Source organism: Rosenbergiella australiborealis (assembly GCF_018494035.1).
Lineage (GTDB): Bacteria > Pseudomonadota > Gammaproteobacteria > Enterobacterales > Enterobacteriaceae > Rosenbergiella > Rosenbergiella australiborealis.
This window is the reverse complement of sequence record NZ_JABBFO010000005.1, coordinates 122,713-138,068: the sequence shown is the minus strand read 5'-3', so window position 1 is coordinate 138,068 and position 15,356 is coordinate 122,713. Positions and strand designations below refer to the sequence as shown.

General features: G+C 47.4%; 15 protein-coding genes. 6 read left to right on the top strand and 9 right to left on the bottom strand.

The features are described 5' to 3' along the window. The first annotated feature begins 1 nt into the window (after position 1). Positions 2-316 carry an ArsR/SmtB family transcription factor gene (locus tag HGT73_RS07330; RefSeq protein ID WP_214213175.1) on the top strand — a complete coding sequence of 105 codons (315 nt, stop codon included), beginning with the start codon at positions 2-4 and terminating at the stop codon, positions 314-316. Positions 317-334: 18 nt separating this feature from the next. Here the strand turns inward: HGT73_RS07330 and HGT73_RS07325 are convergent, their stop codons facing one another. Then, positions 335-1,111, bottom strand: a complete 777-nt coding sequence (locus HGT73_RS07325; RefSeq protein ID WP_214213173.1) for a class I SAM-dependent methyltransferase — start codon at positions 1,109-1,111, stop codon at positions 335-337. A gap of 100 nt (positions 1,112-1,211) precedes the next feature. Between HGT73_RS07325 and HGT73_RS07320 the strand changes: the two genes are divergently transcribed. Then, complete coding sequence (locus tag HGT73_RS07320) at positions 1,212-2,009, top strand: helix-turn-helix transcriptional regulator (RefSeq protein WP_214213171.1); 798 nt, start codon at positions 1,212-1,214, stop codon at positions 2,007-2,009. 37 nt (positions 2,010-2,046) lie between these two features. On the opposite strand, the gene HGT73_RS07315 is transcribed toward HGT73_RS07320, so the two are convergent. From HGT73_RS07315 to HGT73_RS07295, 5 genes are all read right to left on the bottom strand, one after another. Then, positions 2,047-4,251, bottom strand: coding sequence for a catecholate siderophore receptor Fiu (locus HGT73_RS07315; protein ID WP_214213169.1), 2,205 nt, complete (start codon positions 4,249-4,251; stop codon positions 2,047-2,049). A 454-nt stretch (positions 4,252-4,705) separates the two neighbouring features. Beyond that, entirely contained in the window at positions 4,706-5,821 is a 1,116-nt protein-coding gene (locus HGT73_RS14795) for a metallophosphoesterase (RefSeq protein ID WP_214213167.1), read from the bottom strand. 432 nt (positions 5,822-6,253) lie between these two features. Beyond that, a complete protein-coding gene (locus HGT73_RS07305) occupies positions 6,254-6,394 on the bottom strand; it encodes a hypothetical protein (RefSeq protein ID WP_214213164.1) in 141 nt (46 codons plus the stop codon). Between the two features lie 125 nt (positions 6,395-6,519). Beyond that, positions 6,520-8,679, bottom strand: a complete 2,160-nt coding sequence (locus HGT73_RS07300) for a beta-glucosidase family protein (RefSeq protein WP_214213162.1) — start codon at positions 8,677-8,679, stop codon at positions 6,520-6,522. Positions 8,680-8,755: 76 nt separating this feature from the next. Next, a complete protein-coding gene (locus HGT73_RS07295) occupies positions 8,756-9,712 on the bottom strand; it encodes a LysR substrate-binding domain-containing protein (protein ID WP_214213160.1) in 957 nt (318 codons plus the stop codon). Positions 9,713-9,983: 271 nt separating this feature from the next. On the opposite strand from HGT73_RS07295, the gene HGT73_RS07290 reads away from it, so the two are divergent. From HGT73_RS07290 to HGT73_RS07275, 4 genes are all read left to right on the top strand, one after another. Beyond that, positions 9,984-10,349, top strand: coding sequence for a cupin domain-containing protein (locus HGT73_RS07290; protein ID WP_214213158.1), 366 nt, complete (start codon positions 9,984-9,986; stop codon positions 10,347-10,349). A 262-nt stretch (positions 10,350-10,611) separates the two neighbouring features. After that, positions 10,612-11,178: a YceI family protein gene (locus HGT73_RS07285; protein ID WP_214213156.1), complete on the top strand. Its 567-nt coding sequence runs from the start codon at positions 10,612-10,614 to the stop codon at positions 11,176-11,178. A 144-nt stretch (positions 11,179-11,322) separates the two neighbouring features. Further along, positions 11,323-12,246 carry a kdo(2)-lipid IV(A) palmitoleoyltransferase gene (gene lpxP / locus HGT73_RS07280; RefSeq protein ID WP_214213154.1) on the top strand — a complete coding sequence of 308 codons (924 nt, stop codon included), beginning with the start codon at positions 11,323-11,325 and terminating at the stop codon, positions 12,244-12,246. Between the two features lie 89 nt (positions 12,247-12,335). Continuing rightward, positions 12,336-12,827, top strand: a complete 492-nt coding sequence (locus HGT73_RS07275) for a GNAT family N-acetyltransferase (RefSeq protein ID WP_214213152.1) — start codon at positions 12,336-12,338, stop codon at positions 12,825-12,827. A gap of 31 nt (positions 12,828-12,858) precedes the next feature. Here the strand turns inward: HGT73_RS07275 and HGT73_RS07270 are convergent, their stop codons facing one another. From HGT73_RS07270 to gsiC, 3 genes are all read right to left on the bottom strand, one after another. Further along, the gene (locus HGT73_RS07270) at positions 12,859-13,323 is read right to left on the bottom strand and encodes a hypothetical protein (RefSeq protein WP_214213150.1); all 465 of its coding nucleotides are present in this window, start codon (positions 13,321-13,323) and stop codon (positions 12,859-12,861) included. 170 nt (positions 13,324-13,493) lie between these two features. Then, positions 13,494-14,402 carry a glutathione ABC transporter permease GsiD gene (gsiD, locus tag HGT73_RS07265; protein WP_214213148.1) on the bottom strand — a complete coding sequence of 303 codons (909 nt, stop codon included), beginning with the start codon at positions 14,400-14,402 and terminating at the stop codon, positions 13,494-13,496. A 9-nt stretch (positions 14,403-14,411) separates the two neighbouring features. After that, positions 14,412-15,332, bottom strand: coding sequence for a glutathione ABC transporter permease GsiC (gene gsiC, locus HGT73_RS07260; RefSeq protein ID WP_214213145.1), 921 nt, complete (start codon positions 15,330-15,332; stop codon positions 14,412-14,414). Between the last annotated feature and the right edge of the window lie 24 nt (positions 15,333-15,356).

The window sequence follows — 15,356 nt, the reverse complement described above, 5'->3', positions numbered from 1 at the left end:
GATGCTGGCTGAAAATGCGATGAAACTTCTAGCCAACCCGTTACGTGTGGCTATCTTAAGTTGGCTTAAACAGCCAGATGTCACGTTTGCGGCCTATAGCCAACTTTATCCTTATGAACAGTATGGCGTGTGTGCCAGCCTTATTCAGGATAAGGCTGGCTTATCTCAGCCCGCCACCTCGTTATGCTTAAAGTCGTTACATGAGCTGGGTGTTGTCGAGGCGCAAAAAGTCGGCAAATGGACGTACTATCGACGTAATAATGCGAGAATTCAGGAGATCGTCGACAGTATTACCGAGCAATTGCAGCAGCTCTAGCGCTATCGGCGATGGCGCTTAGCCTAAAACAGGACGTTGCGCGGAAAACATCACTGTATCGGAATGAAACGAACCATCAGGCTGCAATTGAAAATAAGCCTGTACTGGTGCCGATACCGCTTGCTGTAAAGTGCGAAGGGTGGTGATCGTCGCTTCAGGCGTTTTCATTCTTGCCACCCACTGTTGAAAATCGAGCGCTAACTGATCAGTCACCAACTGCTCAATACGTAGACCACTTTCTGTCGTCATTTGTAACCACTCACCGGGAGAATAGTTACGAACATGAGACGGGTCACGCAGTACCTCAATACTTTGTAGCCAAATATCAAAGAGGGGCGCGCCGGGGGAAGCGATATCCATGATAATTAAGCGTCCACCTGGTTTTAGCACGCGATAAACTTCGCGTAAGGCTTGGGGAACGTCTTGCCAGTGGTGGGCAGAATAGCGACTCATTACCCGATCAAACTGCTGATCAGCGAAGGGAAGCGATTCGGCTACCCCTTGCTGAGTATCAATATTGGTTAAGCCGCGGTTTTGTGCGCCACGCTCCACCACCGCTAACATCTCAGCTGACAGATCATAGGCAGTGACCTGTTTGACTAACGGGGCTGCGCTAAAGCTCGCATGGCCTGCGCCACATCCGATATCTAACACATGCGCCTCGCCGGCTGTGGCTAGCCATGTTTTCAGCCTCACTAAATCGGCACCTTCAGCATGCACCGTACTGGTTGAGTAAGCCTCGGCCTGTGGACTAAATTGTTCACGAATACGTTGAGTGTGTTCTGCACCAGTCATAGATTTTCCTAAGTGATTGTCCGGGTATTGACACTACGCTACAGAACAGATTATACCGGTACAATATCTTAAATTATCCTAGTATAAGAGGTAATAGGCTATGGCTGAGGCCAAGTTGAGCGCAGCAAAAAAAGTCGGGCAATTTTTACGGCTGCGACGGGAACAACTCAGTCCAGAAAATGTAGGAATACCTCGGGGAGAAAGGCGGCGTACTCCGGGATTGCGCCGGGAAGAAGTAGCTCAGCTCAGTTTTGTTAGTACCACATGGTACACTTGGCTTGAGCAGGGAAGGGGTATTACTGTCTCTGTGCGTAGTTTAAGTCGTATTGCCAGTGCATTACAGCTTTCGCAGGCTGAACGAGACTACCTATTTAGTTTAGCGGAGCTCACTGATCCGCTTACGCCGTTACCGCTCGCGACCGATGTTGGCGTCACCGCAGTGGTCAATAGTATGATCATACCTTGCTATGTTATGGACGCAACGTGGCAATTAGTGGCTTGGAATGATGCGGCTGCCGAGCTCTTTATTGGTTGGTTGGACGTGGAGGCGGAGCCTAATATGCTTGAATTTATGTTTATCAACCCGTTAGCCCGTGAACGAGTCGTAGACTGGCCACAACGGGCACAACGTATTGTTGCGGAGTTACGCGCAGAATCGATCCATTACGGTGATTATGCGCCCTTAACGGCGATGATTGCGCGCTTAATGCAGAGCAGTATTGAGTTTGCTGAATGGTGGCAGAAATACCGCGTTGTGCAGCGAGAAGGTGGGCAGCGAAGTTTCAACCATCCGCAACGTGGTCTTATTCACTACCAACAAACGAGCTGGCAACGGGTCCCCGATACGAGTATGAAACTCGTTACATTAATCGCCATCGATGAAACCACTAAGTTATGACGCCTTGCTTGCACAAGGCGTCACCCTTAAGTAAGACTTAAAAATGCACGTTGGCGGTTAACATCCATGTGCGTGGTGCACCGGGGGTATACCGATAGCCGCTACGATTAAGCGCTGCGATATATTTCTTATTCGTCAGATTATAGACATTGAGCTGCAGGTCGAGGGTCGAATTAATCCGCCACGCGGCCATTGAATCTGCCACCCAGTAGTGAGCAACGGAGGAAGGTGTTCCAGATGCACTATCCTTAATTTTGTGCAGGGTACCAACATAGCGAGCCCCAACTCCCAGAGTCACATTATCTGCGACATCCCATGTCGCCCACGATGTAAAGGAGTGTTTGGGGGTGAAAGGCAGCGTATTTGTGCCATCACTTGTACTATTGGTATTGTCGGTACGGGTGTTTTGCTGCGCGTAACCGGCCATGAGATGCAGTGTATCGGTCACATCTCCCGCGGCACTTAGCTCATAACCTTCCACTCTTTTGGAACCATTCTGAACATATTCATTGGTCGTACTATCGAGTTCCGCGTCGTTTTTAATGGTTGTTCTAAACACTGCGGCACTCAGTAAAAGTTTTTTATGGAAAAGTGACCACTTTGTCCCGACCTCAGCCGTTTCTGCTTTCTCAGGGGTAAAATTAATATTTTCACCACTCCGCGAGGTTCGGTCAGTCGTATCACTACTTAGCTTGAAATCGACGCCTCCCGGCGGTTGTTGTGAGACACCATAGTTGGCATATAAATTACCGTTCTCAGTTAAATGATAAAGAGCACCGGCTTTCCAGTTAAATAAGTTATCTGACTGTTTGAGATTACTGTGCCCACTGGCGCTATCGCCGATGTAGTGTGTTTGATAACTATCAACCCGCATCCCCCCATTGAGCGATAAACGTGGGGTTAAGGTTACGGTATCAAACGCATATACGCCTAGGGTATTGGTGCGGCCAAACGAACCATAGCCAGTTGTCGGTGTCACTGCGGTATCTGCCGACGGATTAAGTAAATTAACGCTGTTAGAAGCGAAAGCATAAGGGTAACTATTATAATTTTCTTGTGTTAACTCCACCCCAGTACTGACTGAATGACCAACGCCCAGTGTTGAAAACGTGGCATGCAGATTAGTTTGGTTGGTCAGGATTTTGTTGACTGTATTGCTGGAATTCATCAATCGTGTGCCATATACCTCTCCATTACGCGTAGTGATCGAGCGGCCGAGTACGGCTGAGAGTAAGTATTGTTGACGGATCTCCGACCAGCGAGTGGTGTTTGTTAATGTTAGATTGTCGTTAAAGTCATGTTCAAAGCGCGAGGTAAAGGTATCTTGGACATCATGTTCATAATCGGCATTCGTACCGTAATAGGTCTTACGGGAAACCGGTGACGCGTTATTTAATAGCGAATTCGTACTACTAAACCCCGGTAGGCCAACGGTATATACCCCACCGTCCGGGGTACTGTCTTGTTGGACATGTAAGTAATCAAGGTAAAGCCGGGTAGACGTCCCTAAGCCAAAAGCGATCGAGGGAGCAATACCGTATTTTTCATGGTTGATGTTGTTACGGCCCTTCGTATTTCCCTTGTCGCCCATGACATTCACACGAAAGGCCGTGGTGTCATTAAGCATTTGGTTATAATCCAGTGTGCCACGGCGCTCTGAAGCACTGCCATAGCCCACTGAGGCATCGACACCGGTGTAGAGTTCCGGTTGTTTACTCTGCATATTGATTGAACCTGAAGGGGCGGTTCTCCCATAATCAGATCCTGATGGGCCTTTGATAATCTCAATATTTTCGGTATTAAAGGTATCGCGAGTGATACTACCAATATCTCGTATGCCATCGACATAAATGCTATTTGAGGTATCGATACCCCGCATCATGATCGCATCACCCATATTGCTCGAACCATTCTCACCTGAAAAAAATGCGCCCACCCCAGGCGAATTTTTTAAGGCATCACTCAATGTAGTGGCTTGCTGTTCTTGTAAAACTTTGTGCGGAACGACTTGTACAGTACGTGTAGTGTCGGCAATCGGCGATGTGAACTTGGTTCCTGAAAGTTTTTGAGGCGCATAGAGAGAAGGAAGCGCGTTCGCCGTCACGACAATATCACTATTTTTTTTCACCGTTGATGATGTGTCTGCGGCATAGGCACTCCCGATAACACCATATAAACCAGTAAAAAGTGTTAGATGGCCCAGCACATTCAGCGACGGCGATACATTATTTTTATTTTTCATTTTACGTAATAGATGAGTTTATTAATGCTAATTATTATCATTTCTATTACGATTCATTGTAAGGTGTAATTTACATATGTTTACATAATAATGAATTTTGAAAAGACACAGCCAGTTGGAAAATAGGGTGTTTTATCAAGCATCGACTGAGAAAACAGCTGGAACGGCGATAGATCGTTAAGCCAACGTTTTTATCACCGCCTGCCGTCACCACCTCTTCATTTAATTGGTGAAATCAGCATGACGATTAACAGGGCCATCTATCCCACTATCTTCTGCAAGGCACGCTTTCTGCATTACCATTTCATGATTGAAGAGGAAAAGGCGGTCGGTGTTGAGGAATTTTCAGGAAGAAAGGCTTATCGTGATTGATGTGAGCCGTTAGGTTTCCCTGACGGCTACGGTGTTATTCCTTGGGACTGAGTGGCACGATAACGACATATTTCCGGTTAAACTATTGTGCACCCTTGAGAATAAATAATGTAATTTCGGAAGGGTAACCCAAACGCAGGGCAAAACCGTTCCATAATCCCGTCCCGTTACTGACATACAGGTAACCATTTTCCAACGTGTAAAGGCCGGATGAAAACCCTTTATTAAAGCGCTTAACGATGGCGGCGAGGCCATAGACCATGCCGCCATGCGTATGCCCTGAAAGTTGTAAATCGATCCCTTCAGCTAGGTTTTGACGGGCATTTTCGGGGCGATGATCGAGTAAAATAATCGGTAATTGCCGATCAACGCCATCTAAAGCGCGTGCTAGATCAGGGCCGGGTTGGTGATAACGTAGTGCGGCTTCGTCGCTGACTCCTGCCAGATAGATATGGCTTCCCGCTTTGGTTAAAGTGACCGAGCTATTAATCAACTCGTGGAAGCCTAACTGCTGCATACGTGCCATCCATTCGGGATAGCCGGAATAGTATTCGTGGTTACCTGGAATCGCAAAGCAACCCGCGTCGGCGCGCAACTCGGCCAAAGGCGCGACATCATTAAAGCGTTTTTCAACACTGCCATCCGCCACATCACCGGTAAAGAGAATGACATCAGCATTTAGCGAATTCGTGCGATCGACCACTTTTTTCATCCACCGCCCGGTAAAGAGCGTACTGGCATGCAGGTCAGTTAATTGCACGATCCGGTAACCTTCAAAAGCCTTCGGTAAATGCGGCAAGGTGAGTGTAACGGTTTTTATCGCCGGAACTTTGACGGCTTGATAGGCGGCATAGCTGGCTATTGCAAGGGATATCACGAGTAAAAAATAATGGACGTGATGGTAATCAGGCCATGTTCTCTGTATCGCATATTGCACACCGCTGACCGCATCACAGAGTAGGAGTAAGAGTGTAAAGGCGATTAACGTACCGAACAAGGCATTAATAATCACCATCATGGTATAGGGAAATTCTGGCGCAAAGCGGTTACCAAAGACAAATTTATAGACCAGATGGCACTCTGCGATCAACACAACACCAATAAAAAACAGTAAACGTAGAGTTACGGGAAGTGGGAGTGGCAAGATAAACCGCCCACTAATGTAGAGTGCGGGAAGAAGTATTATCCAAGCAAACACAGAGACCTCCAGAATAAATGGAATCGATTCATTTACTGTAGCATCGCAATGGGGGGATGTAAGTAACGCCAACCGAATAAAAAAAAACGGTTTTTACATTAAGGGTGACTCATGATCACCGCGGTAGGCGGGCATTATCGTGATCCAGTTAACCAAGACCGATGGTAGCGAGGGGATATTTTTCGCGATATGAGAGGTTTTTTTTAAATACCACACTGCGTCGACTGATGCTCCTAGTATTCGGATCTTGCCAGTGATCACTGAACCAAATTTAGGAGACCGGCTAAGCATACGCAAAAAATAAGTCGTTTGGGACGTAGGCCGTGGTTTTAAGCTGTCGGGAGATGAGGCGAGCAAGGTATCAGGCTGAATGAGCGGTCACTCAGCCTGTCTTTTCAGCGCAGTCCGTCGGGCGATTGAGTCAATTGACGATTAATCATTGAATTGTAGTTCATTGTAATCACCTTCATCGGGGACGGAACGACGACGAACGGGCGTAGTGCTCTCTTCAGGAAAAGGACGTTGACGGCTTGCAAACAGTGTTTCATAGAGATCGTTATCATATTCGCTCATGGGAAAACCTCTTCATTGTGCCGATGACACGACCCAATCTGCCTGAGGAGTATGACAGATTAATGACGGTAAGCGGTGACAGTGGCCGGGGCATTAATCGGCATCCCCCGACCGTCTTGTCATGGTTAGGCGACTCGATAGCCAAAGGCATGTGCGCTAATCGTCAGTGTGCCGCACAATCCCGGGGTTGCTGCATCGGTTGCTTGAAAAATATCATATTCACCGGCGACGATATGCCAAAGCTGCTTAGTCGTCTCCCACTGGGCTATCACCCTTGGTTCGAGTCTGAGGCTCACTCGTTGAGATTCGCCCGGAGCGAGAAATACCTTACGAAACGCTGCTAATCGCGATGGGTAACGGCCAGAAGTCGGTCGAATATAAAGTTGTATCACTTCACTTCCGCTGCGATCGCCGCAGTTGGTCAGCGTGAGGCTCGCAGTCACCGTGTCCGAACTTTGACAAAGTTGTAAATCGTCGTAGCTAAATTGTGTATAGGAGAGGCCGAATCCAAACGGAAATAGCGGTTTTTGTTGTTGGCGTTCAAACCAACGGTAGCCCACATCAGCGCCTTCGACGTTATAGTCAATCTGAAAAATATCTCCTTTTACCTTCACGCCGGGAAGTGAAGTCGTGGTACTAGGGTCAACCTGTTTAGGATGGGGCAGTTGCTGTTCACTCGCGGGAAAGGTGATGGGTAGTCGACCCGCCGGATTAATACGACCGAATAATACCCCGGCGATAGCTTCACCTCCGCCTGAACCGGGGTACCACGCTTCAAGTACGGCAGACACTTTATTCAGCCAAGGCAGGGTGACCGCACCGCCAGTCTGCAAGACGACGATCACTTTAGGGTGGACGGCGGCAAGCTGTTCGATTAACAGGTTTTGGTGATCATCAAGATCCAGTCCTTGTGCATCAAGGGCTTCAGACCGCCACTCTTGGGCAAAAACAATGACTGCCTCACACCCTTGTGCCGAATTTAAGGCCTCCTCAATGGAATCGCCAGAAACAAAATCAACCTTTTTAGCCAGAGAATTACGACGAATAGCCGCAAGTGGCGAGCTAGGGTGATAGACTTTTGGGGTCTGTATTCCCATAAAATCCACCCCTTCTAACTGCAAACAGCCCTGAGGAGTCACCGCTGAAGAGCCACCCCCAGCTAAAACCCCTTGATCAGCATGAGCACCGATGACCACAAGGCGCGATAACTCGGGGGGAAGTGGTAGCGTCTGTTGGGCATTTTTGAGCAAGACAATGCCTTGTTCCGCCTCGCGTTGAGCCATTAACTGATGCCAACTGTAATCCAAAGGCGTGCCACGCTGTGCGGGATGTTGAATAGCGCCGCAGGCGAAGAGACTACGTAAGATCCGATGGATCATTTGATCAATATACGAGCCATCGATCTCGCCTCGCGCCACCGCTTCTCGAAGGGGATGATCAAACCACGCACATTCATCTAAATTCGATCCAGATTGCACATCTAATCCAGCGCGCGCTGCCTTGGTAGCAGAATGTGTGGCCCCCCAGTCTGACATTACCCAACCGGGATATTGCCAGTCGCCTTTGAGAACTTTCGATAAAAGAAAAGGATTTTCCGAGGCCCATTCGCCATTGACGAGATTATAACCGGGCATTACGGCGCCCGGCTGTCCGATCTCAATGGCCAGTTCAAAGGCCAGTAAATCTGATTCACGCAACGCAGCTTCGTTAAGTCGTGAATCAGCCACGACTCGACCGGTTTCTTGTGCATTCAGGGCGAAATGTTTTACCGTCGACACCACATGTTGTGATTGAATACCACGCACATTGTGACCCGCGATAATACCGGTAAGCAGGGGATCTTCGGAGATATACTCAAAATTCCGCCCGCCACGAGGTTCACGAATTAGGTTGGCTCCACCCGCTAATTGAACATTAAAGCCTTTGCAAAATGCCTCACGCCCTAACAGCTTCCCTGACGTTTCAGCGAGATCAGGGTCAAAGGCAGCCCCTAAGGCTAAACTACTCGGTAAGGCAGTGGCGTGATCGCCGGGACGAACGCCACCTAACGCGCTGACGCCCAAACTGGCATCGCTTTGTTGTATGGCGGGAATACCCAGCCTTGGAATTGACGGGTAGCACGCGGCTGAACCGATGGCTTCAGCCGGAATTTTTTCCCCTTTATGGAGAGGAATGGCCATTGGCCCGGAAAGCCATGCAAACTTTTCGCCATCGGTCATTGCTGCTAAAACACTGTCGGCTTGTTGATCAGCGTTTAAACCAAGTTTTTGCCACGGGTAAGACATGTATCAACTCCTAAGCGCAGGGGGACTTCCTTTTAGCTTAGTCACTGACCTCGGTAGCAGGGAGGAATACGTGCGTTTAAATCTGAAAATCATAGCCAAGTTCTGGATTTTCATTTAAGCCGAGCGTTCTCTGTTTCAAGTCCTCTTCTGAAAGATTTGGATTACAAAGTGTCATAAATTGCCAGAGATAATCGCGCTGTAACTGCCCTTGCTTCACCCCTAGCCAAACAGTATTACTACTAAACAGATGACGGGCATCCAGTGATAGCAAGTCTGGATCATCATCATCAGCGGCGGTTTCAGCAATAATACCTATGCCCATTCCAAGGCGAACATAGGTTTTAACGACGTCGGAATCTTGCGCGCTGAGCACCACATTAGGTAATAAAGCAACGGCTTGAAAGGCTTCATCAATCACGGATCGTCCCGTCATTCCTGCACGGTAGGTGACAAGCGGCCATTCTGCGAGCTGTTCCACGGTAAGTTTCTCTTCTTGCGCTAACGGGTGATGATGAGGAACTAGAATACGATGATTCCACTTAAACCAAGGAAAGGTCGTCAGCTTACCGCTATGCGCGAGCCCCTCTGAGGCAATACCAATATCCGCCTCTCCGGAAATAACTTGTTCTCGGATTTCATCCGGGGTCGCTTGATTAAGCACGACTTGGATCTGCGGATAGCGGCTACGAAACTGTTTTAAAATAGCCGGTAATGAGTAGCGGGCTTGGGTATGTGTGGTCGCAATGGTCAATATTCCTGCTTCTTGCGCCGTAAATAATTGCCCCAAACGTTTTGCTTTTGCCGACTCATCTAATATTCGTTGGGCAATAATCAACATCTCTTTACCGGGGCCAGTAAGTCCCAGCATACGTTTTCCGTGACGAATAAATAACTCGACGCCTAATTCATCTTCTAACTCACGAATATGTCGGCTGATCCCTGATTGTGAAGTATAGAGAGTTTTAGCAACCTCAGTTAAATTGCATTGGCAGCGGGCGGCTTCACGGATAATTTTAAGTTGCTGAAAATTCATGAGATGTACTCTTTAGGCGTTCAATATCTCTCACAGTAGTGAATTCGGTTCCATTAAATAAATAATTTAAACGCAAACGTTATATCACAATGCTATAAGGGAGATATTTATCGTTAAAGAGAGTCATCAAAAGTCATATCAAAAAATATACCCTTCAAAAACAGAATAAAAAACTATTATTCAGGCAATATTAGCGTTAGTCATTATTTCGCTTTAGTTAGCCAATTTTATCGTATTCAATGACTCTTTTAATCTATAGCGAGAATAAGCCATGATCGATAAAGAGAGTGCAGAGCATTATATATGGGGCGACCACTGTGACGGCTGGTACTTACTCAAGCAGCAAGATTTATTAATTATCCACGAAAAGATGCCTGCGCATACTGCTGAACAACGCCATTACCACCATCGGGCTCGACAGTTCTTCTTTGTGTTATCGGGTCAGCTAACGATGGTTTTGCAGGATAAGGTTCATTGCTTGCACCCTCAACAGGGTATTGAAATCCCGCCTTTATCCCCTCATCAAGCCTGCAATCGCTCAGATATGGCGGTTGAATTCCTCGTTATTTCTCAACCTAGCACACAAGGGGATCGCGAAAATATCGATACTGATGATGAGATTAAAGCGAAAGCCTAATATATATTCGGCTAAATACAGCAAGTGCTTTGATCTGTTTTTTCTCACCCTATTGGTAGGAGGGAACAAAGCAGGAACAAACCCTTTTATTGACGGATAGTCTATGAGCTCTTTTGGCTAAGCGTTTTATTGGGTGGGTTCACTCAAGACTTCAAGGATTGCTCACTGACTCATGTCAGCGTTTTAAGAAGCAAAAATACTTATTACTTAAGTTCAATTCACGTTAAGCTAGCCAACTTGAACATTGATATGGGAAGGCGTGATGTTTCGTGTTGGAGTGTTATTGTTCACACTATTTGGTGGAGTCATCACCGCGCATGCTGCGCCCCTATCTTTTCACTTGGCCGACAGTAGTTACGTTTTGCTACGCTGGCAGATGATTGGAAAATCCGATTATCACGCCCGAATTACCGGTTTACGTGGCTCAATAGTGGTGGACCCACAGCATGATGTGGCGGATTATCTGAAGGTTGATATGCCGATTGCCCAATTAGATGCCCATCACCGCGTTCTGACATGGGCATTAAAAAGTGCACAATTCTTTGATCAAGCTCAGTATCCGAATGTCACTTTCACTAGCAGCCGTATTGTTGATATGGGCGATGGTCGCTATCGTGTGTTAGGGACGTTGAAAATCAAGCAAATAACTCGCCCTGTCATGTTATACGGGAAAAGAAGCGGTGACTCACGCCTCCTTAGTAGTGGTGGTTATTTACGACTTTCTGGTAATATCACCTTATCGCGTCAGGCATTTGGTATGGGACAATATCCTGCACTTGTCGCTGATCCCATCAATATCGATATCGTGCTGGTTGCTACAACACCGTAAATTTATCAGATACATTTTCTTTCATTATTTGCGTGACGTTGCGGTGACTTTTCCTACTTTTCGTTGTCAAAATAAGTATCGAGGCTATACGTTGCCAAGAAATATGGCATTTCTGGCGTAGAGGCTTCTTTTAGTGAAGGCTTTATGAAAAAAACTGGTCAATTTAAGTTTAAAATTCTCCACCCGCGTTATTGGCTAACTTGGTTTGGGTTAGGCGTACTGTGGCTTTTAGTTCAACTCCCTTATCCTATTTTGATCCGGCTTGGAGCGAAAGCAGGTAAGATTTCCCGTCGTGTTTTAAAACGACGTGAATCGATCACTCGACGTAACGTCCAACTTTGCTTTCCTAATATTCAACCGCAGGAAATGGAAGCGTTAGTCGCAAAGAATTTTGAATCATTAGGCATGGCCTTGATGGAGACTGGAATCGCATGGTTTTGGTCAGATAAACGCGTTCGCAAATTTTACTCCGTTACTGGGATCAATAATCTACAGCAGGCGCAACAAGCACAGCGTGGCGTCATGGTTATCGGCGTACACTTTATGTCGCTGGAGTTAGGGGGGCGTATTACCGGGCTATGCCAACCGATGATGGCGATGTATCGGCCTCATAACAATCAGGCGATGGAATGGGCTCAAACCAAAGGGCGTATGCGTTCAAATAAAGCGATGATCGACCGCCGTGATTTACGGGGTATGGTGCATGCCCTAAAACAGGGTGAAGCAGTATGGTTTGCTCCTGATCAAGATTATGGACCTAAAGGCAGCGTATTTGCACCGCTGTTTGCCGTTGATAAAGTGGCCACCACTAACGGAACTTTTGTCTTATCTCGATTAGCCAAGCCTATTATGCTCACTATCGTTTTAATCCGAAATACAGATAAAAGTGGCTATCAATTAATTATCCAACCACCGCTTGAAAATTATCCTTATGAGGATTCGCAAGCCGCGGCAAGTTACATGAATAAAGTGATTGAGACTGAAATATTACGTGCGCCAGAGCAATATCTTTGGTTGCATCGCCGGTTTAAAACTCGACCACCGGGTGAAGTGTCTCTCTACCTATAATGTTAAAAAGCGCCAGTTGGCGCTTTTTTTTATGCCGCAATTTCATGCCTCGTCTATAGTCAATAAATGAATTATGTAGAGGAGTCGTAATGGATATCACGTGTTGTAAACCTGACGAGTGGGCTGATCTGGTAGAGATATTTTCCGAAATGGAGCGTTATCATCATCCCCAAGCCATCATTGCCGCAGAACAAATGGCAAAATACTTAAGAGAACGTGTATTTCCTGCGGATTCGGGGACTGAAATTTATAAAGGAATGCGTGAAGGTCATATTGTTGCGTTTGCTTGTGTAACGGTGGTTTATCCCGCATCCCGTTTCACTGGGCAGATGTTTATTAAAGAGCTTTTTGTATCAAAAATGTACCGCCGACAGGGGCTTGGCCGCCAATTAATGCATTTTATTGCCCAGCGCGCTGAGGCGCGAGGCTGTACTCACCTCGACTGGCTATCGGTACGAGAAGACCGGGCGGTACAGGATTTTTATACGTCTCTCGGTGCGCGAGTGGTGGAAGAGGTCAATTATCATCGTCTCGATCAACGTTTATTGTCGCAATTAGCGGCTAGCTCCGACAGGATCTAGCCCGTTAGTTGAAGGCCTAAGCGCTAAAGGACTACTGAGATAAATATTCGGTTAAGAACCTTTGCGCATCAATATCGTCTGAAAGACTATCGCTATAGGACAAATTAATGGCGATAGGTTCTCCTGGTAAATAAAGGAGTCCACCATTCTGTTTTAAGACCAAGACAGTATGACGTTTTTTTCCTTGAGTATAGGAATAGTGGAGTTCGTCATTCAAGCGGGTAATTTTCATTTTTAGAATTAATAGATTCCAGTCATGATCAACATCTTCTATCTTAACCAGAGCTTCGTGCGCTTTTCGTTCACCAATTCTTAATGTCCAGACTTTTACCCCCTGATTACCCTGATAGGCAATGACTCGCGTGGCAACATCAGGGCGCGTTTCTGCTAAACATGATGAGGCAAAAACACTCCACAAAATAAACGTAATCAGTATCCCCCATACCGGCCACATTTTTTTCTGATAAAGGGCTGAAAGGTATGCTGCTTGATTCATAGTCGCTCCTTGCGTTAATGGAGCCTCAGTATGGAAGTTGGGGGAGAGGTTGTGAAGGCGATTTCTCCTGGTACAGGGCAGTTTCAGGAAAAAAACTGAGTATTGGCGGCGGCGTGCCCCTCGAACAACCAGGGCTCCAGTAGGAGCCCTGGTTGTTCGAGGCTGAGTCGTTATTTACTGCGTAGTTTCGGGTCAAGCGCGTCGCGTAATCCATCACCCAGCAAGTTGAAGGCCAGTACCGTCAAAAAAATAGCTAGAATTGGAAATAACGCGACATGTGGGGCCATTACCATATCCGAACGTGCCTCGTTAAGCATTGCTCCCCATTCCGGGGTTGGCGGTTGCGCACCTAATCCAATAAAAGAGAGGCTGGCGGCTGAGATAATAGAAACGCCAATACGTAGGGTGAAAAAGACGACTATGGAGGAGAATGTTCCCGGTAAGATATGTCTAAACACGATATGTAGGTCAGAGGCACCAATGCTGCGTGCGGACTCCACCCAAGTCAGTTGTTTCAAGACCAAGGTATTTCCTCGTACCAGTCTTGCGAACGCCGGGATACTGAAAATGGCAACGGCAATCACCACATTCGACATCCCCGGTCCCATCAATGCGACGACGGCAATCGCTAGCAGGATCCCTGGAAAGGCAAAAAGGACATCGCAAATACGCATAATGATTCTGTCCATCCAGCCTTCGTAGTAACCGGCGAGTAGACCGAGTATTGTGCCTATCACCGACCCTAAGGCTACGGAAAACACGCCCGCGAGTAGAGATATCCGAGTGCCCAGCAGTACTCGGCTAAAAATATCGCGACCGAGTGCATCGACACCAAACCAATGCAGTGTACTAGGGCCTTGATCGATGCGGTCATAATCAAAGTAGTTTTCTGCATCAAAGGGCGTCAGCCAAGGGGCAAAAATGGCGACCAGTAAAAGGACCAACACGAAGATTGCGGCAATGACGGCAATGGGTTGCTGGCGAAATCGCCGCCAGAATTCACGTAACGGTGGTTGCGGTGTGGCTGGATCTAGCGTTGGTAAGGCGTTAAGAGCCGCTGTGCGGCGCCAATTTTTCATGACAGCTCCTCAGCGGTAACGAATCGTCGGATTAACCCATGCATAGAGTAAATCGACAACTAAATTAATCACGATAAATTCACAGGAAAAGAGTAAGACAAGAGCTTGGATCACGGGATAGTCGCGGCTTTCGACGGAATCGATCAGTAATCGCCCAAGCCCCGGCCAGTTAAAGACGACCTCGACGACAATCGCCCCCCCTAATAGTAGGCCAAACTGCAAGCCCATCATGGTAATAACGGGAATCAGTGCATTACGCAGACCGTGTTTGAAGATAACCTTGCGTGCGCTTAAGCCTTTGGCGCGTGCAGTTCGCATATAGTCTTCGCCCAAGACCTCAATAAAGGATGCGCGGGTAAAACGTGCCATCACAGCGGCGACCGAAGCGCCTAAGGTCAATGAGGGTAAAATATAGTTACGCCAGCCGTCAGCCCCAACGGTTGGTAACCAGCCGAGCTGCACGGAGAAAATTTGCATCAATAAAATACCCAACGCAAACGCCGGGAAGGAGATCCCGGAAACGGCGATGATCATACCGAGCTTATCGGGCCAACGATTACGCCAAACGGCTGAGGCGATACCGATCACTAATCCAAACAAGCATGACCAAGCCATGCTGGTTAAGGTCAATAACAACGTTGGCATAAAGCGACTGGCAATCTCTTGGCTAACGGGGCGCTGTGAAGCCATTGATTGGCCAAAATCCCCCTGAACTAAGCGTACAAGATAGTGCCAAAATTGTTGGGGCAGGGGTAAATCAAGCCCAAGTTGATGACGTACCATCGCCACGACGGTATTGTCCGCGTTTGGCCCTGCGAGCAGACGCGCCGGATCACCGGGCAACATATGCACAAAAAGGAAAACGAGAATGGCGACAATCAACAACGTCGGCAACATCCCTAGCAAGCGTTTTATAAAATAGTTGAGCATGCGAATTCTCGGATTATGGGCGGG